This is a genomic window from Bradyrhizobium jicamae (assembly GCF_001440395.1).
Lineage (GTDB): Bacteria > Pseudomonadota > Alphaproteobacteria > Rhizobiales > Xanthobacteraceae > Bradyrhizobium > Bradyrhizobium jicamae.
In genome coordinates this window covers 1-19,525 of sequence record NZ_LLXZ01000003.1, presented here as the reverse complement: position 1 = coordinate 19,525, position 19,525 = coordinate 1, and the positions used below count along the sequence as shown (strand labels likewise).

Genomic DNA, 19,525 nt, shown 5'->3' with positions numbered 1-19,525 from the left:
GACGAATTCCTGCCTGCTCCGCTCTAAATTAGGCCCAGCGAAGTGTCTGAGTGGCCTTGCGAACCAAGTGCCGCGAAAGACGCTCACAGGACCGTTCATCGAAGGGATCAGGCATGTCTATCGACACTCAAGCCGCCACCGACCGCCTCATGCGCTTCCTCGCTGTCGAGGGCGTTACCGGAAAGGAGGCAGCGATCGGGCGCGAGCTGGCCGCAGCACTGCAGGAAAGCGGCGTGCCGGCGGACGCGATCCGTCTCGACGACGCCAACACACGCATTCCCGTGCCGACGGAGACCGGCAACCTCATCGTCGACCTGCCCGGCCGCGGCGCGATGCACAACCAGCCGCGGATCATGTTCATGACCCACATGGACACCGTGCCGCTCTGCGCCGGGGCGAAGCCGAAGCTGAAGGGGCGCAAGATCGTCAACGAGGCGAAGACCGCGCTTGGCGGCGACAACCGCTGCGGCTGCGGCGTTCTCGTTACGCTGGCAGCCGAACTGGCGAAGCAGAAGCTCGATCATCCGCCGATCACGCTGCTGTTCTGCGTGCGCGAGGAGAGCGGGCTATGGGGTGCGCGCCACGTCAAGACGCAAGACCTCGGCTCGCCGATCATGGCCTTCAACTATGACGGCGGCTCTGCCTCCAATGTCACCATCGGCGCCGTCGGCGCGGATCGCTGGCACGTCGAGATTTTCGGCCGCGCCTCGCATGCCGGCGTCGCGCCCGAGCGCGGGATCAGTTCGACCATGGTCCTTGCGCTTGCCCTCGCCGATTTGAAGGCCGGCGGCTGGTTCGGCAAGGTGGTGAAGGGCAAACGGCAGGGCACGAGCAATGTCGGTCCCGTCACCGGGGGCGACGGGCGGCCAGCCGGAGACGCCACCAATGTCGTCACCGACTATGTGCACGTACGCGGGGAAAGCCGCAGCCACGATGCGAAGTTTTTCAAGGAGATCACCAAAGCCTACAAAGCGGCGTTCGAGAAGGCCGCGAAGCGCGTCAAGAACAGCCAGGGCAAATCAGGCCGCGTGAAGTTCAAGGCCGAGACCGACTATTATCCGTTCCGCATGAAGGAAAGCCTGCCGGTCGTCAAACGCGCGGTCGCGGCCGTCTCCGCCATGGGCAATACGCCGAGCATCCGCGCCGCGAGTGGCGGGCTGGACGCGAACTGGATGGTCCGCCACGGTGTTCCGACCGTGACCTTCGGCGCGGGGCAGAACGAGCCGCACACGATCGACGAATGGATCAATCGCGACGAGTACGACCGGGCGTGCGCGCTCGCAGTACAGCTTGCGACCATGCGATGAGCTGTTGGCACTGACATTTCAGGGGCGCCGGCGAACTTCAACCGCTATCGCCCCCTCCCTTACCCAAACGTCATTTTCGCGGCCGGTGTCCGATCAATTTCGGCCGCGACATCGGATATGATCTCGCGCATCCACACCAGTGCGGGATCCGAATGAAAGGAAGCCGGCCACTGAAGGATCTCTCGAAATCCTGAAATGCGGACCGGTGCACGCAACAGCTTCAAGGGAAAGTTTCGAGCAAAGAGGACAGCAAGGCGCTCATGCATGGTTGCGACGCGGTCTGTTCCGATTACCATCGTTGCCATGGTGGTAAAGTTCGGTGCAACGACCTCGATGCGGCGTTTGTAACCCAACTTGACCAGCGCCCGCTCCTCAAAGGCAGCCCTGCGAGTGGGGCCGAACTGCGCGGTTACGTGTCCGAGTTGAAGGTAGCGGCTGAGCGACACCGAACGTCCGACCTTGCGGCTCCCGGTCCAGGCAACGCAGCAGAATTCGTCGGCGAACAGATACTGCTTGGGATGACCGTCGAGAACATCGACATCGGGCACGATGACAAAATCCACATCGCCGCGCTGAAGCTGGTCATGCACCCGATCATTGAACGGGAACAGCTCGAAGGATATTCCCGGCGCACTCTGGTACACGCGCTTCATCACGGGATGCATCAATACCATGCTCGCATAGTCGGAAACGACTATCCGAAAGCGTCGCTGCGAATTCGCGGCCTCGAACCTCGGCACAGAGATCAAGTTGGCTCGAATTCGCAACAGTATGTCGCGCGTCGGCCGTTCGAGCGATTGCGCCAGGGGCGTCGGCACCAGCTTACGCTGTGAAATCGTGAAAATGTCGTCGTTGAAATAGTGACGCAATCTGCCGATCGCGGCGCTCATTGCCGGCTGGCTGAGATGAAGGCGTCGGCTGGCCGCCATCACACTACGCTCCTCGAGAATCGCGTCGAGCGCGATCAGGAGATTGAGGTCCAGGCCTTCGAACCGCATTTTCTCACATCCGTTTTGTGGATATTACAGATCAATATAATCGATTTTTCAAATTTAAAAACCCGGTGTAGGCAAGAGATACGCAGCCAACCAAGAAATAGCCGTTCACCGGGAGGGATATGTTGATCAAGCCGTGGATTTTTGAATTCATGCAGGCCCCGAATCTGAGCGATCGGGAGACGCCGCCGAGCACTGCGACTGCCGTGTTTGACGAGGGTTACGCGCTTTGGCTCGAAGCCGAAAAGCTGGGATTCGAAGGCATATTCTTCAGCGAACATCACTTCGGTCTTTCATATAGCCCCTCTCCCAACCTGTTGATCGCCGCCATTTCCCGTCACACGACCCGGCTGCGCCTGGGAACGATGGGAATGGTCGTGCCGTTCTACGAGCCATGGCGCATCGTCGAAGAACTGATGATGCTTGACCATCTGACGAACGGTCGCCTTGAAATCGGCTTTGCAGCCGGCGTGCCGCAAGAACTCGCGCGAATTGGCTTGGGAATGCAGGAGTCCCGCGAGCGCTTCAACGAGGCTTTGGAAATCCTCGATGCTGCCCTCGTGAACCCCGTCATCAATCACAGCGGAAAGTATTGGAAGCTCGAGAACCTGACCCTGATGCCGAACGTCTTCCGGCAGCCTTCTCCGCCGAAATGGACCACTGTTGTGAGTACGGCGTCCGCGCAGAAATCCGCGCAACGCCGGTCCAAGATCTGCACCGGATTCGAGTCCGTCGGCCGCATATCGGAAATCTTCGACGTGTATCGCAAGGAGGCTGCCCAACTGGGATTTGCGGCAGGGCCCGATCAGCTCGCAATCCGGCGCAACATTTCCATTTCACGGGATGCTGCCGAGGCGCGCGAGGAATCGCAGGCTGCGAAGGCGGCGACGCTGAAGGTTGTGGCTGGCGATCCGCGCGTCGTGGATCGCGCATCCTCGTTGCTTGATGCACCGAGGGCCGGGGCCGGATTTTCACTGCATGACGACGACTACATCGCCGGCACGCCGGCGCAGGTCGCCGAGCAGGTGATCGATCAATGCCGCAAATGCGGCGCGGGTCATTTTCTCGCAATGCTGGGCAGAAGCGTCACGGGGCGTCGCCGCGAAACACTCGCTCTTTTTGGCGAGGAGGTCCTCCCCCAATTGCGACGTGCGCAGATCGATTGATGAACCCAACCGGATCGCGTGAGCATCAGCTGGAGCAATGGATGATTCAGGACAGGCCTCTCATTCTCGGGATTGGAGGAACTCCGCGGCGCGGGTCATCCTCCGAACGCGCGCTCGCGATCAGCCTCAAGGCAGCCGAGGATAAGGGCGCAAGGACGATCCTTCTCTCCGGCGCAGAGCTGCTGCTGCCGATGTATATCCCCGGACAGTCGCCGTCCGACCAGGCTTCGCGTCTGCTGGTTGCGCTTCGCGAATGCCAGGGCATCATCATCTCCTCACCCGCGTACCACGGGTCGATATCCGGATTGATCAAGAACGCCCTCGACTACGCGGAAGAACTCAGGACGGATGCGCGCGCCTACCTGGACGGAATGCCAGTCGGCTGCATCGCTTGCGCCGGCGGATGGCAGGCTGTCGGGCAAACGCTCGCCGCCCTCCGGACGATTGCTCACTCCCTAAGAGGCTGGCCAACGCCATTCGGTGCCGTGCTGAACACTTCCACGGCTCTGTTCGACGTCGAGGGCAATTGCACCGATGTGGCAACCAGGCGTCAGCTCGAGACGGTGGGACACCAGGTAATCGATTTCGTGCGCATGCAATCCCGCGACAGACAGCGCGCACACTCGATTCCGATCGATGCAATGGCCGCACCATAGTCCCCGCAAAGCCCAGAGGCGTTCGGCGTTCTCCGAGAGTAACCCGCGGTCAGAAAGGTGTTTGACGTGACATTCGAAACGATAAGGCTCGACATTGATGCCGTCGACACCGTCATAAAGGTCATCGGAAACGGCCCGGCCGTCCTGGCGCTGCACGGAGCGGCAACAATCGAGGGACAGGAATGGGCGCGCGGATTGGCCGACAGGTTTCGAGTCTATCTGCCGTTCCACCCCGGCTTCGGCGAAAGTGGGCCTGCGCCACATATCTGCGGGATGCAGGATCTGGTCGTCCATAATCTGCGGCTCATCGCAGCGTTGGGCCTGGATCGGCCGCACCTGGTCGGTCATTCCATGGGCGGATGGATGGCGGCTGAAATGGCGGCGGTCGCCGGCGAACGTTTTGCCCGTCTGGTGCTGAACGCGCCTGCCGGACTCAACCACCCCGATCATCCCAGCACCGACCTCCGTAAAGTCGCGCCACAGGATATGCCGCACTACCTGGCTCATCGCGCCGAAGTTGCTGCCCGATACTTTCCTGGCGGCTCACTCGCCCCTCCACCCGAGCAGTTCATTGCAGCAAGGGAAAAGGAGGGCAACGCGCTGACGAATATTCAGAAGGCACACGGCATGGGGCACCCAAATCTCGGTCGGTGGCTAAGCCGGATACCCAACGAGACCCTGATCGTGTGGGGAGACAGAGACAGGATCGCACTTGCCGGTCAGGCAGAGATCTGGGGCGGGGCGATTCCGAACGCGCGCACCTTATCGTGTCCGGCGCCGGGCACTTAGCCATGCAGGAAGACCCCGCCTGTGTCACGGCGATTGGCAACTTCCTTGCGACCTGAAAGCAGGTCATTCGATCCGCTGTCTTTCGGATATCGGATCTGGGATCCACCGACTTTCCTTTTGAAAAAATATAACTTGGGGAGACAAACATGAGAGCCATCGTGGTCGCGATCGCCTTCACCGCGAGCCTGATATCCACTTCGCTGGCACAGACCTGGCCCACCCAGTCCATTCGTCTCATCGTCAACTTTCCCGCCGGAGGAGCAGCAGATCAGCTTGCGCGGCTGATAGGTCAGCCTCTCAGCGAAGTTTTCGGCCAACCCGTCGTGATCGAAAACAAGGGAGGCGCCGGCGGAAATCTGGGCGGGGAAGCCGTAGCGAGGTCCGCGCCGGATGGCTACACCCTGCTGATGTCTTCAGGCGGGATGGTGGCGATCAATCCTCATCTCTATGCCAGGATGACCTTCGACCCAACGAAGGATATCATCCCCGTCGCTTCCGTTGCGCGCGTCCCGTTCTATCTCGTCATCCGGGCCAACAATCCAGCGCGTGATTTCAAGGAGTTCATTGCCGACCTGAAGGCCAACCCGGGAAAGCGGAATTTCGGATCGCCCGGCATTGGCAGCTCTCCGCATCTGGCGGCAGAAATGCTGAAAAACATGACCGAAACCAATGCGGTGCATGTGCCCTATCGTGGCGCGGCGCCGGCACTCAATGACCTCCTCGGAGGGCAAGTCGACTTCCTGTTCGACCCGGGCATTGCCATCGAGCACGTGAAAGCCGGCACGCTGCGCGCGCTTGCGATCGGGAGCCCGCAACGGTCGCCCCAACTTCCTGACGTACCCACGCTCGACGAGCTTGGACTGACCGGCTTTGACGCAGACGCGCTATTCGGTATCTACGCGCCGGCTGGAACCTCACCCGAGATCGTCGCGCGCTTGAACAAGGAAATCAATCGATCGCTTGCAAATGCTGCACTGAACGAGCGCATCGCGACCCTCGGCAACATCGCCGCTCCGATGTCTCCCGAACAGTTCAAGGAAAAGTCCCGGAAAGACTCCGAGCGGTTCGGCGCGATCATCCGCGAACGGGGCATTAGCGCCAACTAGCTGCACGATCCCTTACCGAAAGACGTTCGCAAATGAAGGCCGTCCGCATATCGGAGGCATCACTTCCGTCCATCGTCAGTTTGGCTCGATCCCGATGGTCTTGATGATGGAGCCCCATTTCTTGGTCTCCGCACGAACGAACTCTTCAGCTTCGCTCCGTCGATCACCGACAGGCAGGAAGCCAATCTTGTCCAGCTGCTCGATCGTCGTCGGATCCTTAAGGATTGCATTCACGTCGGTATTGATCTTGTCGATAATCGTTTCCGGCGTTCTGCCAGGAACAAAAAGGGCAACCCAGGTTGAATCGTCAGCGTCGCCGAGACCAAGCTCGCGCGCGGTCGGTACATCCGGGAGCGCTGGCACGCGCTTTCCACTGGTGATCGCGAGTCCCTTGACTTGACCAGCCTGGACGCTGCCGACCCCCGCCGACATCGCAACGCTGGCGAGGGTAATATGCCCGCCGATAACGGCCTGTATGGCGGGACCGGCACCGGTAAAGGGCACGTGCGCAATGTCGCCTCTCGCCGCCGCGCGAAAGATCCGTTCCGCCGACAGATGCGGCGTAGTGCCGACACCGGCGGTACCGAACGTCATCTTCTCCGACCTCTCTGCATCCAGTACATCCCTCAAGGTCTTTGCACGCAACGTCGGCGCCCCGATGATGAGGTTGGGCGTGGTAGCGACGATCACCACCGCGCGCAGATCGTCCGGCGCGTATCCGGGCGCCTTGTAAAGTGTTTGATTGACTGCGAAGGCAGATGTGCTGACCAGTATCGCGAGGCCGTTGGGCTCGGCTTTTGCGATCGCGGAAGCCGCGATGTTGCCGCCGGCACCGCCGCGATTTTCGATCACCACCGGCTGTTTCCAGCGTTCGTTCAGCTTCTGGCCGATGATGCGGGCGACGATGTCGGCAGGTCCGCCGGGCGCGAAGCCGACGTGGAGATGCACCGCTCGCGTCGGAAAATCCTGGGCGGCAACGGGGCTGCAAGCGAGCAATGCAGCCGCGGCAAAACAGGCACCAAACGCACCCTTCAACATGATCATCGGATTCCTCCTGCGGTCCCAGGGGACCGGTTTGTTTTTCTCAAGGGGTTCCTGTCCCGCCCGGTGCCTTCACAACCGGCTGGTCGCAACGGCCTCGATCCCCTGCTCGAGAACAAGGCCAGTCCGCCGGTAGTGTGCTTCCAGCAGGCGAACAGCGTCATCGGCGCGGCGCTGAATAGCGGCCTCAGCCAACGCCGCGTGCTCGCTCGCTACATCGCGTTCGCCCCAGCCGACAGAATTCGAGAGATTGCGGAACCGCGTTGCTCGCTGATGCAGCGTCTTGCAGATGTCGAGCAGCATGGTGGCACCACAGGCTGAAATCAGCGCGAGGTGGAAAACCTGGTGTGCTTCGTCCCAAGCTGGATTCGGGTCGAATCGCTCCGACGAAAGGGAGCGCGGAATGCGACCGATGCGATGCAGCGTTGCAACAACGCCCTCCTCCCACGCGAGATCGCCCTGGGCGATGGATGCGCGCAAGGCGGCACCTTCGATCATGCAGCGCGTCTTTATCAGGTCAGCCAATTCCGACCGATCAGCTCGCGCCACCCGAAAGCCGCGCTGATCAATCCTTTGAACGAGCCCCTCGGCAACCAACAGATTCAGCGCTTCGCGCAGCGGTGAAGCACCAACGCCCAGTCGCTGCTTCAGATCGTCGATCCCCAAACGCGCACCCGGCACCTCCAATCCGCTGAGGATCTTGGCCCGGAGCACCTCGGCCGCCTGGGTTGCCAGGCTTTTTGTCGATGACTCGGAAAGCTGCATTTGCCCAAACCATTTTATCGATATTTATTGATCTATTAAAGAAATATCGATATTAGTTCAAAAATCAACAGTTTTGACGGTGAAATGTGATGCAATTGGTATCTTTCCTGGACGACGGAAGGTGGCGCCCGGGCGCGTTGCGCGGGAACTTTGTTGCCGAGATAGAGACCGGCGGCGGAGAGACGGTCGAGGCCATCCAGGCCTTCATGCACGATGGCCGGGTCCGCGAGGGCCGCACGCGCCCGATCAGCGATGTCACGCTCGGCCTGCCAGTGCCCAACCCCGGCAAGATCATCTGTATCGGCCTGAACTATCGCGAACACGCCAGGGAAGGCGGCAACCCGATTCCTGATTATCCCGCGATCTTCCTGCGCGCGCTGACGTCACTCATTCCGCACGGAATGCCGTTGCTTGTGCCGGAGGTTTCCACCCAACTCGATTTTGAGGCGGAGCTTGCCGTCGTCATTGGCGCGCGGGCGCGCAGAGTGGCGGAGCGCGATGCTCTAGGCTGTGTGTTCGGCTATTCGTGCTTCAATGATGGCTCGGTCCGCGATTTTCAGCGCAAGTCGTCGCAATGGACGATCGGCAAGAATTTTGACGCGACCGGCGCTTTCGGACCCCACGTGACGACGGCGGACGAATTGCCGCGAGGAGCCGCCGGACTGGGCATTCGGACCCGGCTCAACGACGTCGTGATGCAGAGCGGCGACACCTCCGACATGATCTTTTCGATAGAACGGCTCATCGCAATCGTGTCCGACGCCATGACGCTCGAACCGGGCGATTTGATCGTGACCGGCACGCCGTCGGGCGTCGGGTATGCCCGCAAACCGCCGGTATTCCTGAAGCCCGGCGACGTATGCGCCATCGAGATCGATGGGATCGGCGTGCTGCGCAATCCGATTGCGCAGTCCTGACGTCAACCAGCCTGGATTGAGATCATGCAACTTACGCCTACATCCGTCACACGACTTGATCGCGCCTTCCGCTGGCCGGGCGGTGCCCGGGTTGGGATCATCTTCAACGTCGCCTACGAAGGCTGGTCCGAAGGGCAGACGCCGGGACTCGGTCCAATGGGCAATCCGTTGCGGTCGGGATTCGTTGATGTCAACGCTGCATCATGGGGATTATACGGCCCCACCCGCGGCATCTGGCGCGCGCTTGAGGTTGCCGAGCGTAACGGAATCCCCATGAGCATCATGGTCAATGGCGTGCTCGCGGAAAAATGGCCGGATACGGTGAAGGCGATCCACGCTGGCGGGCACGAGATCATCGCCCATTCCTACGGAATGGATGTCATACCCGTCTATCTCGACGAGGCAGGCCAGCGCGAAAACATCAAGCGCACGACAGGCTTGATCGCGGACCTGACAGGCGAAATGCCGTCGGGGTGGATAAGTCCGCGCGGCACGGGCAGTCCCATTCATGCGGCGCTGCTCTGCGAACAAGGCTACCTTCATCATGGCGACTGCAATGACGATGATCTGCCTTATCACATAGCCTTTGGCGAGCGTGCGATCGTCGGCATGCCGCTGACGATGGATGTCAACGACCTGCCAAGCGCGATCCGCTATGGCAACGCGGCACGCACCTTGATCGAACAGTTCGACGATCTGCTCGCAGCAAGCCTCGAGCACGAATCTGCGCCGCTCTTTTTTGACGTCACCATACACACCCATGTCTACGGCCGTCCGGCCGGCGCCTGGACTTTCGATGCGATGATGAAAAAGGCGCGGACCGCGCGCAACGTCTGGATCGGTACGCGGCGTACCGCAGCGCTGCATGCCCGGACCTATTGGACATAGTTGAACCGCGCCGGTTTCGAACCGTAATGTGCCGAAACGAAACCGGCACAAAATTTCCAAATGCCGAGTGAACTGAATTTCCTCATGCACTGGAAAGGCGGCGCAAAGTTCATTCTTGATGCATTTCAGGAGAGGGTCAACTACTGTCGATTTTTGACAGCAGATCCCGTCTAGTGTTGTTCGCAATGTGTTGCGAAGAAGGATTCTCGATGAGCGTCTGCGCGCATCGAGCGCGCTTGCGTATGAGCTCATCGGCCCCAGAATGTCGGCGTCGCCTTGAACCGCCGCCATCTCTTGCGCAGGGTCTTCGTCACTGCCATCCGATCGTGGGCTTGCCAGCCGACCACCGCGCCGATGGCGAGATGCAGCGCGGGCTGGCCGTCCTGTCGGATAGTATCGAGCAGCATGCCCGCGCTACCGATGTCGCGCGCGCTTCCCAGACTGGACTGGAGCCTGACGAGCCGCTTCATATAGCGCTTCGCGGGCGTATGGGCGGCATAGAGCGGCAGGAAGAACTCCGCCGCATAGCGCAATTTCTTGAGGTCGATTCGGAGATCGTGTTGCGCATCGAGACTGAGTCGCCGGAAATGCGCGCCACGCTTGAGCACCTTGCGATGCAGTCGCACCAGAATCTTGTCGGCAAGCGTCGGCATCGGTTGCGACAGGACGGCCAGCGCGTCGTTGCCGATCTCGTTTCGCCAGCCGCGGCGCTCCACCAGCTGCCCCAACGAGAGCAGGAAACGGCTGCAACGCGGATCGGCGAGAGCGGCCTGCAAGGCGCCGTGGCTCGACTTGCGCTGCCGGTCGACCGCCTCGCGCAGGCCACCAAGGTCGATATCCGGAGCTGCCGCAACCAGGCGAGCAACGGTCTCGGCGAAAACATCCCATTCCCGCGCCGGGCCGAGCTGCTGCATCAGCCATCTCGCTTCGCTGTTGACCGCCTGGAATGCGGGCGACGGAATATCGCGCCGGAACAGCGCGCAGATCGTCCGCAAACGGCGCAAGGCGACGCGCATCTGGTGCACGCCTTCGGGGTTCGATCCCTCCTCCGCCACCGGGTAATTTTTCAGAAGATGATGCCAGCAGGACCCTACCAGGAGTGCGATAACATCGTCGACCACGTGCTCCGCGGTGATGCCGACCAGCTCGGCTTTCGCTGCCGGCTGGACGATGTCAAAAGCGAGAGCATAGCCGCGTTCCGCCTTGCTGCGCGTGCCGAGCTGTAGCGGCGCAGCGCCGAGCAACTGCGTTCCGAGATCGAACAGGACGCCAGCATTGCCGCTCTTCAATTCGAGTTCGATTTCGGACAGGACTTGCTGGCGCGCACCGGCCTCGATCGTCCCTTCGTCGAATACGATTTCTACCGACGCATCGGGGAGGTCGAGCTGCCGCGCGTGCCGGCGCACCTTCGTGGCAAAAACGGGCACCAGCGCGTCGTCGGTCAGCGTCGTGATTGGATCGCCGACCTCGTCGGCGGGAAGCCGCGTGAGATCAGGGCTGACGCCGTCAACCGGCGCTTCCCATTGCCGCCGCATCAGAGGTTGCCCGTCATTGGGCAAGAGCTTCAGTGTTTGAATGAAGTGCTTGCCATTGCGCCGCACGCGCAGCGACATGCCATGCTGGAAGAGCAGCCGCTCCGGCGTGTCGTAATACACCGTTTCCAGACGGTGAAACGCACCCCGGTTGCGCGCATACTGCAGGATGACAGGCAGCTCGCGCAGTTTCTTGAGTGATCCTTGCGGCGCAAGCAGTTTGAGTTCGATTTCCGCATGCTCACCCGGTTGCACGGCAATGGCGGCGCCCGAATCGCTCAAGACTGGCTCCCGCGCGTCCAACGATTTCTCCATCGGAGATGGGGTATGAAGGTTTTATGACGCTGGCAAGGCATTACTCGTAATCCAAGGGGATGACGAAGGCAAAGCCGATCTCACGGTCATGAGTGCCGATCTCTGAGAGCAACGCCCCGGCGGACAACCGAAGGGATCCCCAGGAATTTGCTGATGCGCTGCAGCGCCGCCCGCGCGGTCCGATTCAGCAGGTAACGTGAAAAAGACCGATCTTCCTGGCATGCGAGTCGTTGAAGCAACTGGCTTGCCGTCGTCGGCCGGTTTACCGACCCCTGATCGGTCAGCAGATTGTTCATCGTCTTGCGATCGCGTTCGGAACGAGCGCCATCGACGCCTTCTACGGCGATCGCGATCGTGCGTTTTCGATTCTTGCGACCCGATTTTTCTTTCGGACGACCCGGTATTCGTGACCCGCATCACGGTGAAACCGAACAGCGGGCTTACTCTGCTGACCAAGGATTGAAAGGAGATCCCTCCCGCTCAACGCTATGCACAACTCGCATTTTGAAATTATCGGTACCGGCACTGCCGGCGGCCATTTTTTTCGCCCGGGTCAAAGGCGAGATCGAATGGAAGCCAATATGCCTGTCGTCCTGTCGATGATGTTTACGGCCTGCTGAGTCTTGCCTTGCGCCAACGGATATTTTGCACACTGATCAGATAACTGAACCAGCCGTTTTCTTTCGCTCATCAAGATCGAGCTGCTGTTGTCGATGGCAAACTTGACGATACCCCGCATCGGATTGTTGTCGCCAAAGTCGGTCAGATCTTTCTCCATCGTGATCAGATAATCATAGCTCGCTAGTTCGTCGGAGATCTGGAGAAGTTCCCGGATGATCTCGTTAATGCAGCCGGCGTCGCCGCTGGAAACATCGGGGCGCTTTGCGGTTTCGACAAGGTCGTTCATGAGGTTGGCAAAGAGTGGCTTAAGGCTCTCCGCCTGCCTGAAATCGCTCTCGGAGAGGATACCCGCGCAACACACACTGGGTAGGAACAGCCCAAGCGCCAAGCTTGCCGCCAGCATCTTTCGCTGCGCTCGCGCTGGGCACGAAAGTCTCGCGGTGCCGATCAGCCCGTGCGTCACAATTGGTCCCTTCCCGCCGCCCCTTATTGTTAGACGGTCGATTCTGTGCAAATATCCGACATCGTCGACTTCATTTCATCAATTGCATTGCGTGCAGATATGTCGACGTCTGAACCGCTCCGAACACGGAGCATAAGAGCATGACCGACGGACCGCAACGGGCATTTCGCGCCGCGGCCCTTGACCGGGCTGCGTCTCCCGAACAGCTCGATCATGTCGTTGTTATCACCAAGCCCGCTGATTGGATTTTTACCCTTGTGCTGTGCATCGCGCTTATGGCGGCCGTGCTGTGGGGCATCTTTGGGCGCGTGCCTACCCGCGTCTCGGGCGAGGGAATCCTGATCAGCAGGGGCGGTAAGGTCGTCGATGCCGTATCCGCCGCTGCCGGACGGCTGCAGGTGGTCGCAGTCGCGGTGGGCGATCGCGTCAGTAAGGACCAGCCCATCGCCGAGATCGTTCAAACCGACATCAAGCAAAAGCACAACGCAGCCACCGAGGTCTTTGATGAACGCGAGCGGGAGCTCGCCGACCGGGTGTCGAAAGTTGCAAGCGAGCTCGCCGCCAAGAGCCAGAACTTTGCAAAACTTGAAGCCGCCCTGCAACAGGCGATCAAAGCAACGATCCAACGCATCGAATATCTCACCGTCGACGTCAAAAACCTGGAGGATTTGCTAGCCAAGGGATACACGACGCGGCGCAATCTGGAAGAGCGACGCCGCGAACTGGCCGATGCGCAACAACGCCGTACTGACGCCCAAAACGAGATTTTGAAGTTGCGGGCGCAGAAGACGGATCTGGAGACGGAGCGCGGGCGCGAAATTCAGCGGTCCCAGTTTGCCGTCAACGAGGCCCGGCGGCAAATGAATGCCGCCGCCGAGCAGCTGAGCCAGAACACCAAAGTGATCAGCCCGATGGACGGGCGGGTTTTGGAAGTGAAGATTTCGCCCGGTTCGGTGCTGGCCGTCGGCACAGCGGTGATTGCGATCGAAAGCGAAGGCGCCAAGCTCGAAGCCGTCGTCTATATTCCCGCCGAACGGGGCAAATCTATCAAGCCGGGCATGCAGGTGCACCTCGAGCCGAGCACGGTCAAGCGCGAGGAATTTGGCATGATGCTGGGCAGCGTGGTCAGCATCTCCGATTTCCCGATGACGCCGCAAGGCATGGCTGCACTGCTGCATAACGACAGCCTGGTTTCACGCTTCTCGCGCGAAGGTGCACCTTACGCCGCGACGGTTGAGCTCGATGAAGACGCCTCCACCATGACCGGATATCGATGGGCCGTTGGCGAGGGGCCGAGCATTCATCTCACGAGCGGAACGTTGGCGCGGGCCGAGATCACAACACGCCGGCGGCGCCCCCTCGATCTGGTAGTACCACTGCTCAAGCAAATCACGGGAATTGATGGATAAGCCTACTCCAAACGAGCTAACCAGCAAGCGCGGGCGGCCCAAATCTTACGTCAACCGCATGGCGAGCTGGTTGCCGCGCCGAAGCATCCGACGGACACCCATCATCCTGCAGATGGAAGCCGTCGAATGCGGCGCGGCAGCGCTTGGCATCATTCTCGCCTATTACGGGGCGTGGATTCCGTTGGAGCAGCTTCGTATCGCATGCGGCGTATCGCGCGACGGCAGCAAGGCGAGCAATATCATCAGAGCGGCGCGCCGACACGGGCTGACGGCGAAGGGCTACAGCGTCGAACCTCCGGCACTCGCCGAAATGGCAATGCCTTGCATCATCCACTGGAACTTCAACCATTTTGTGGTCCTGGAAGGAATTGACAAAAAGCGCGCCTACATAAACGACCCCGCGAGCGGGCGGCGGCGGATCGATCTGGTCGAGCTCGACCTCGCCTTCACCGGCGTTGTCCTGGTGTTTGAACGCGGCGAAAAGTTCGAGAAGGTTGGCAGCAAACCGAAGGGCATACGCCTGCTCATGCGTGAGCTGCGCCAATCAAAGAAAGCGGTGGCCCTGCTGGTTGTTGTCAGCATCGCCGCGGTCGTGCCCAATATTGTTGCCGCGGGATTCTCAAAGATCTTTGTTGATGACATTTTGATCCAGCACACGCGCGGCTGGCTTGCGCCGCTCCTGATCGGCATGGCGCTGACGGCGGCCTTCCGGGCCTCTCTGACCATCCTACGCCAATCGCTGCTATTGCGGCTGCAGACCAAGCTCGCCGTCGTGATGACCAGCCGCTTTCTGTGGCGCGTCATGACGCTGCCGCTGGAATTCTTCACCCAACGTCACGCCGGCGATATTGCGAACCGTATTGCAGGCAACGAACAGATCGCCCAGCTGCTTTCAAGCGGCATTGCCGCCAATGCGCTCAGCCTGATGTCGGTAGTCATGTTCGCCGCGGCTATGGCTGTCTACGACGTCGCCCTGACCGCGCTTTGCGTCGCAATCTCTTTGATCAATGTTCTTATCCTGCGGCTTGTCGCTCCACGCCGCCAGGAACTGAGCTATCGGCTGGGGCTCGAACAGGGAAAGCTGCTCGCGGCGACCGTGGGCATGGTACGAACCATCGAAACAGTCAAGGCAAGTGGGTTGGAAGACGACGCCTTCGGCAGGTGGGCCGGCCTTCAGGCCAAAAACCTCAACGCAGAACAGAGAATCGGCGCCTCCGCCATCATATTGGACATGGTCCCGACCCTGCTCACCGGCCTCATGATCGCCGCGATTCTTGGTTTCGGAGGCTGGCGGGTCATTCAGGGCTCGCTGACATTGGGAGGGCTCGTGGCCTTCCAAACCCTGGCAATGAGTTTCTCCGAACCTTTTGTCGGTCTCGTGAACTATTTCGGCGGCCTGCAAACCATGAAGGGAGCGCTCGAAAGGCTCGAGGATGTCTACCGGTACCCGCTAGCGCCGCCAATGCCGACACATGTGGATGCGTTCCCGCCCAAGCTTGCCGGCCGACTCGAACTTCACAACGTCAGCTTCGGCTATTCGGTGCTCGAGCCGCCGCTTCTGGCGGATCTTTCGCTAGTGATCCCTGCCGGTTCACGGGTCGCGCTCGTCGGTGTGTCGGGCAGCGGAAAGTCAACCCTCGGCAAACTGATCTGCGGACTGTACAGACCCTGGTCGGGCGAGATTCGTTTTGATGGATGGAAGCTGACAGATGTTCCTGCGGACGTTTTCGCGAACTCCGTCGCCTATGTCGACCAGGACATCTTTATGTTCGAGGGAACCGCGCGAGACAATTTGACGCTCTGGGATTCAACAACCGATGAGCGCCACCTGCTGACGGCGGCCAAGGACGCGCTGATTCATCAAGACCTCGCGACCAGACCGGGCAATTATGACTGCTACGTCAATGAAGGCGGTACGAACTTCAGCGGTGGTCAGCGTCAGCGCATCGAAATCGCCCGAGCTCTGGTTTGCAATCCCTCGATCCTTGTCTTGGATGAAGCGACGGCTGCACTTGATCCGATCACCGAAAAATCCATCGACGACAACTTGCGGCGCCGAGGCTGCAGCTGCATCATCATCGCCCACCGCCTGAGCACGATACGCGATTGCGACGAAATCATCGTGCTCGAACGCGGTCGCATCGTTGAACGCGGCACGCATGAAGAGCTTCTTGCGCTTCAGGCCTCCTATGCCAAACTGGTGGCGCGCGGATGACGGATCGATTTGCCAGCGAAAATTTCGTTGGGCATCAACGCGAGGTGCCGATCGGCCTGTTGCAGCGGACTGCGCTCGATGCGCGTCGCCCGATGCTTCTCAGCGACCACGAACACATTCTTCAGGTGGCCGCCGGTCACGTCGATTTGTTTGCAGTTCAGCCGACAGGCACGCGCCAGCATTTGTTTCGTGTCGAAACCGGCGACGGCATTCTGGACCTGCACAATGCCTGCGAAACCTCAGGCAGCCGGTTGCAAATCATCGCGGTCGGAGCCCCTGGGACAGAGGTTTTGGAGGTGCCGCGCAGTGCCGCGTCCTTTGAACGTGTGTCTGGCTGGATTGCCCACTTGGCGACGTTCATGGCCCGCTCGGCGGCAAGCGAGACCATTTCCGAGCAGGTGATCGGTGAAGCGATTGAACTGCAGCCGGGCGAGCGCCGTCGCAGTCCGATGCGGGACCTCGTATGGGCACACCTCGAAACCGGGACGGCAAAGCTCATGAGCCTTGGCCCGAGCTTCGCTCCCGGGCAGCCTCCTCTCCCTTTGACCGGTGGAGTGTGGGTGGAAGCCGGCGAGCACGGGTGCAAATTGCGTCTCGACGCGAATCCGCCGGATGCCCTGCTCCTCTGGCCCGCGATTGATCGATTCCAGCTGGCAGTTATTGGCCATCTTGAGTGCAGCCTGGCAGAGGGCGCCATTCGAGAGCGGGAACAGCTGGCCCGGCGTGGCGAACTCATTGCGTCGCAAACGCTCGATTCGTTTGAGCGCCTCTCTGATATCGTGGTCAGAAAACGCGATCGCGCGCAATCCGAGTGGGACCCGGCGGACCCGCTGCTTTGCAGTTGCCGCATCGTCGGAGAAGAACTGGGAATACCGATTCCGCTCTCTCAGCGAGCTCAGCCCGCAGGACAGGCCTTCAGCGAGATTTTGGACATCGCTCGCACGGCCCAACTGCGGGTCCGCCGTGTGGTCCTGCGCGATGTCTGGTGGAAGACCGATGTTGGACCGCTCCTCGGTTGGCTTGGAGACCAACGCAGTCCAGTGGCGCTGGTGCGCAATCGGGCGAACACCTACACGATGTTCGATCCGAAAGGCGGAAGGCATCGCTTGGTCGATCGCTCCGTTGCCGGCGAGCTCAATCCGGAGGCCATCGCTTTCTATCCAGCGTTGCCACCCCACCCTCTTCGATACCGCGATCTGCTTACCTTCGCGTGGCGAGGCGTCTCAGGTAGCATCGCGCGCATCGCGTTGGCTGTTCTGGTAATCGGGCTACTGTCGCTGGTGCCGCCATTGCTGACGAATGTCCTGGTCAGTTCGGTTATCCCGCGCACCGAGATCGATCAGCTCGTTGTTTGTGCGCTTGCGCTGACGGTCACCGCTATGGCGATGGCCAGTCTGCAGATGATGCAAGGACGGGTCACGTTAAGGCTCGAAGGTCTGCTCGACTATAAACTGCAGGCCGCGCTGATCGACCGACTGCTCCGCCTACCCACTTCTCTGTTTCGCGAACATACAAGCGGCGACTTGGTCGATCGCGCCATGGGCATCAACGCCGCTCGCCGGATCTTCACCGGACGCGTGCTGCGCGGCTTTACGGCCTCGTTCTTTTGTCTCTTCAGCATTGGGCTGATGCTCTACTATGACCTCCGTCTGGGCACCATTGCACTGCTGCTCACGATGATTAGAGCGGCTGTGATTCTTGCCACGAGCGCCCTGCGACTCTACTATGAAACCAGGCATTTCAACCTGCAAGGCACGGCCAACGGCTTTGTGCTGCAGTTGATTACGGGAGTCAGCAAGTTGCGCGTGGCAGGCGCAACGGCGCGCGCGTTAGCGCGATGGTCGCAACAATTTGCCGTACAGAGGCGCTATTTCATCGTCTCGCAGCAAGCGGCCAACGCGCTGAGCACCTTTGACTCCGCCTTTCCGATGCTGGCGACATTGACCATCTTTGCGCTTGCCTCCTACACAAACAGTCGCGTCCTGCTCGATCTCGGCGCTTTTCTCGGCTTTCTGGCGGCGTTCGGACAGACCATGGCCGCGATCGGCACTTGGGCCTCGAGCGTCAGCGAATCGCTGGTGGCGATTCCACACCTCACCCGCCTGAAGCCCGTGATTTCCACCTCGGCCGAGATCTCCGGGGAACGGCGATCGCCTGGAGAACTATCCGGAGAGATCGAACTTTCCGGCGTGGTCTTCCGCTATGCGCGAGGCGGGCCGAAGGTCCTCGATGACGTCAGCCTAAGCATTGCGACCGGTGACTACGTCGCGATCGTCGGCCCCTCCGGCAGCGGGAAATCGTCGCTCTTTCGTTTGCTGCTCGGTTTTGAGCGGGCGGAAGCCGGCACGGTGTTTTACGACGGCAAGGCGCTCAACACGCTCGACATCAGCGCGGTACGCCGTCAGCTTGGGGTGGTGCTGCAAGATACCAAGCTCGCAACCGGAAGCCTTTACGAAAACATCTGCGGCGGCGTTGATTTGCCGCTGGAGAAGGCGTGGGAGGCCGCCCGACTGGCGGCGCTGGATGCCGACATCGTGCAGATGCCGATGGGCATGCATACGCTGGTTGCGGAAGGCGTGAGTACGCTGTCAGGCGGTCAGCGGCAGCGACTATTGATCGCCCGGGCTCTTGCGCGTTCGCCACGGATTCTTCTGTTTGATGAGGCAACCAGCGCGCTCGACAACCAAACCCAAAGCATCGTCGGCGCCTCGCTGGAACGACTGAGCATCACGCGGATTGTGATTGCGCACCGCCTCAGCACCGTCCGCAATGCAGATCGTATTGTCATGCTCTCGCGCGGCAAAATCGTGCAAACGGGAAGCTTCGCAGAGCTCATGAGCGAGCCGGGGCCGTTTTCGGATTTTGCCGAGCGGCAATTGGTCGAACCGGCTCATCGCTAGCCTAACGGCGGGGACAACGATCCTGAAACATCATGTGCACTTCACAGTCCTACGAACCGAAATAGGGACTAGCAAGAGCCCACATGAGCGAGGTCGTCTGGGAGGCCACACGGCGACCTCCAGAAGAGCACAGCGGTTGTGTGGAGCGGACCTGGGGCGGAAGATCTCTCACCTTCCAGGACTTACAGGGTTTCCTGATCGCGTTTGATGGATCCGGCCGGGCCATCCCCTGTGTGATGAGCATCTCTCGGCAGGCAGGCGCGGGTACGCGCGTAGCGCATCGACACCGTGTCGAGACCCTCTTCCAGTAATTCCCTGAGCGAGGGTGCTCGCGTCCAAAAATTGTCGATTGAAATGAATACCCACACACCCCGGGAGCAGCCAGGGGTGTGCGGGCTTCCGTAAGTTAGCCGATCGAGCTGGTGTTCGACTGCCCGAGC

General features: G+C 60.5%; 16 protein-coding genes. 10 read left to right on the top strand and 6 right to left on the bottom strand.

From position 1 onward, the window contains the following. Positions 1–113 precede the first annotated feature (113 nt). Complete coding sequence (locus CQ12_RS00510) at positions 114–1,307, top strand: M20/M25/M40 family metallo-hydrolase (protein WP_057833412.1); 1,194 nt, start codon at positions 114–116, stop codon at positions 1,305–1,307. Positions 1,308–1,366: 59 nt separating this feature from the next. Here CQ12_RS00510 and CQ12_RS00505 read toward each other — a convergent pair whose 3' ends face one another. After that, a complete protein-coding gene (locus CQ12_RS00505; protein WP_057833411.1) occupies positions 1,367–2,305 on the bottom strand; it encodes a LysR family transcriptional regulator in 939 nt (312 codons plus the stop codon). A gap of 122 nt (positions 2,306–2,427) precedes the next feature. On the opposite strand from CQ12_RS00505, the gene CQ12_RS00500 reads away from it, so the two are divergent. The 4 genes from CQ12_RS00500 (at position 2,428) to CQ12_RS00485 (ending at position 6,019) form a co-directional block, all read left to right on the top strand. Further along, a complete protein-coding gene (locus tag CQ12_RS00500; protein WP_198164030.1) occupies positions 2,428–3,468 on the top strand; it encodes an LLM class flavin-dependent oxidoreductase in 1,041 nt (346 codons plus the stop codon). Next, positions 3,468–4,124, top strand: a complete 657-nt coding sequence (locus CQ12_RS00495; RefSeq protein ID WP_245309658.1) for an NADPH-dependent FMN reductase — start codon at positions 3,468–3,470, stop codon at positions 4,122–4,124. The genes CQ12_RS00500 and CQ12_RS00495 overlap by 1 nt, the downstream gene beginning before the upstream one ends. A gap of 66 nt (positions 4,125–4,190) precedes the next feature. Continuing rightward, positions 4,191–4,913 (top strand): alpha/beta fold hydrolase, encoded by a 723-nt coding sequence (locus CQ12_RS00490; protein ID WP_245309657.1) that lies wholly within the window; start codon positions 4,191–4,193, stop codon positions 4,911–4,913. A gap of 158 nt (positions 4,914–5,071) precedes the next feature. Further along, positions 5,072–6,019, top strand: a complete 948-nt coding sequence (locus CQ12_RS00485) for a Bug family tripartite tricarboxylate transporter substrate binding protein (protein WP_198164029.1) — start codon at positions 5,072–5,074, stop codon at positions 6,017–6,019. A 75-nt stretch (positions 6,020–6,094) separates the two neighbouring features. Here CQ12_RS00485 and CQ12_RS00480 read toward each other — a convergent pair whose 3' ends face one another. Both CQ12_RS00480 and CQ12_RS00475 read right to left on the bottom strand, forming a co-directional pair. Then, a complete protein-coding gene (locus tag CQ12_RS00480) occupies positions 6,095–7,063 on the bottom strand; it encodes a Bug family tripartite tricarboxylate transporter substrate binding protein (protein WP_057833408.1) in 969 nt (322 codons plus the stop codon). Between the two features lie 69 nt (positions 7,064–7,132). After that, positions 7,133–7,825, bottom strand: coding sequence for a GntR family transcriptional regulator (locus CQ12_RS00475; RefSeq protein WP_057833407.1), 693 nt, complete (start codon positions 7,823–7,825; stop codon positions 7,133–7,135). A gap of 89 nt (positions 7,826–7,914) precedes the next feature. Between CQ12_RS00475 and CQ12_RS00470 the strand changes: the two genes are divergently transcribed. Both CQ12_RS00470 and CQ12_RS00465 read left to right on the top strand, forming a co-directional pair. Then, positions 7,915–8,742 carry a fumarylacetoacetate hydrolase family protein gene (locus CQ12_RS00470; RefSeq protein WP_057833406.1) on the top strand — a complete coding sequence of 276 codons (828 nt, stop codon included), beginning with the start codon at positions 7,915–7,917 and terminating at the stop codon, positions 8,740–8,742. A gap of 24 nt (positions 8,743–8,766) precedes the next feature. Continuing rightward, on the top strand, positions 8,767–9,630 hold the full coding sequence (locus CQ12_RS00465) for a polysaccharide deacetylase family protein (protein WP_057833405.1): 864 nt from the start codon (positions 8,767–8,769) through the stop codon (positions 9,628–9,630). 248 nt (positions 9,631–9,878) lie between these two features. Here the strand turns inward: CQ12_RS00465 and CQ12_RS00460 are convergent, their stop codons facing one another. Both CQ12_RS00460 and CQ12_RS00450 read right to left on the bottom strand, forming a co-directional pair. Then, entirely contained in the window at positions 9,879–11,444 is a 1,566-nt protein-coding gene (locus CQ12_RS00460; protein ID WP_198164028.1) for a CYTH and CHAD domain-containing protein, read from the bottom strand. 586 nt (positions 11,445–12,030) lie between these two features. Next, positions 12,031–12,501, bottom strand: a complete 471-nt coding sequence (locus tag CQ12_RS00450; protein ID WP_063799647.1) for a hypothetical protein — start codon at positions 12,499–12,501, stop codon at positions 12,031–12,033. 200 nt (positions 12,502–12,701) lie between these two features. Here CQ12_RS00450 and CQ12_RS00445 point away from each other — a divergent pair, with 200 nt between their 5' ends. The 3 genes from CQ12_RS00445 to CQ12_RS41560 are packed head-to-tail and all read left to right on the top strand — an operon-like array spanning position 12,702 to position 19,085. After that, complete coding sequence (locus CQ12_RS00445) at positions 12,702–13,970, top strand: NHLP bacteriocin system secretion protein (RefSeq protein WP_057833402.1); 1,269 nt, start codon at positions 12,702–12,704, stop codon at positions 13,968–13,970. Further along, complete coding sequence (locus CQ12_RS00440) at positions 13,963–16,185, top strand: NHLP family bacteriocin export ABC transporter peptidase/permease/ATPase subunit (RefSeq protein WP_347337400.1); 2,223 nt, start codon at positions 13,963–13,965, stop codon at positions 16,183–16,185. The genes CQ12_RS00445 and CQ12_RS00440 overlap by 8 nt, the downstream gene beginning before the upstream one ends. Further along, positions 16,182–19,085, top strand: a complete 2,904-nt coding sequence (locus CQ12_RS41560) for an NHLP bacteriocin export ABC transporter permease/ATPase subunit (protein ID WP_083519048.1) — start codon at positions 16,182–16,184, stop codon at positions 19,083–19,085. The genes CQ12_RS00440 and CQ12_RS41560 overlap by 4 nt, the downstream gene beginning before the upstream one ends. Before the next feature lie 182 nt (positions 19,086–19,267). Here the strand turns inward: CQ12_RS41560 and CQ12_RS45595 are convergent. After that, positions 19,268–19,525: hypothetical protein (locus CQ12_RS45595; RefSeq protein ID WP_210180578.1), on the bottom strand; the 258-nt coding region annotated here is incomplete at its 5' end.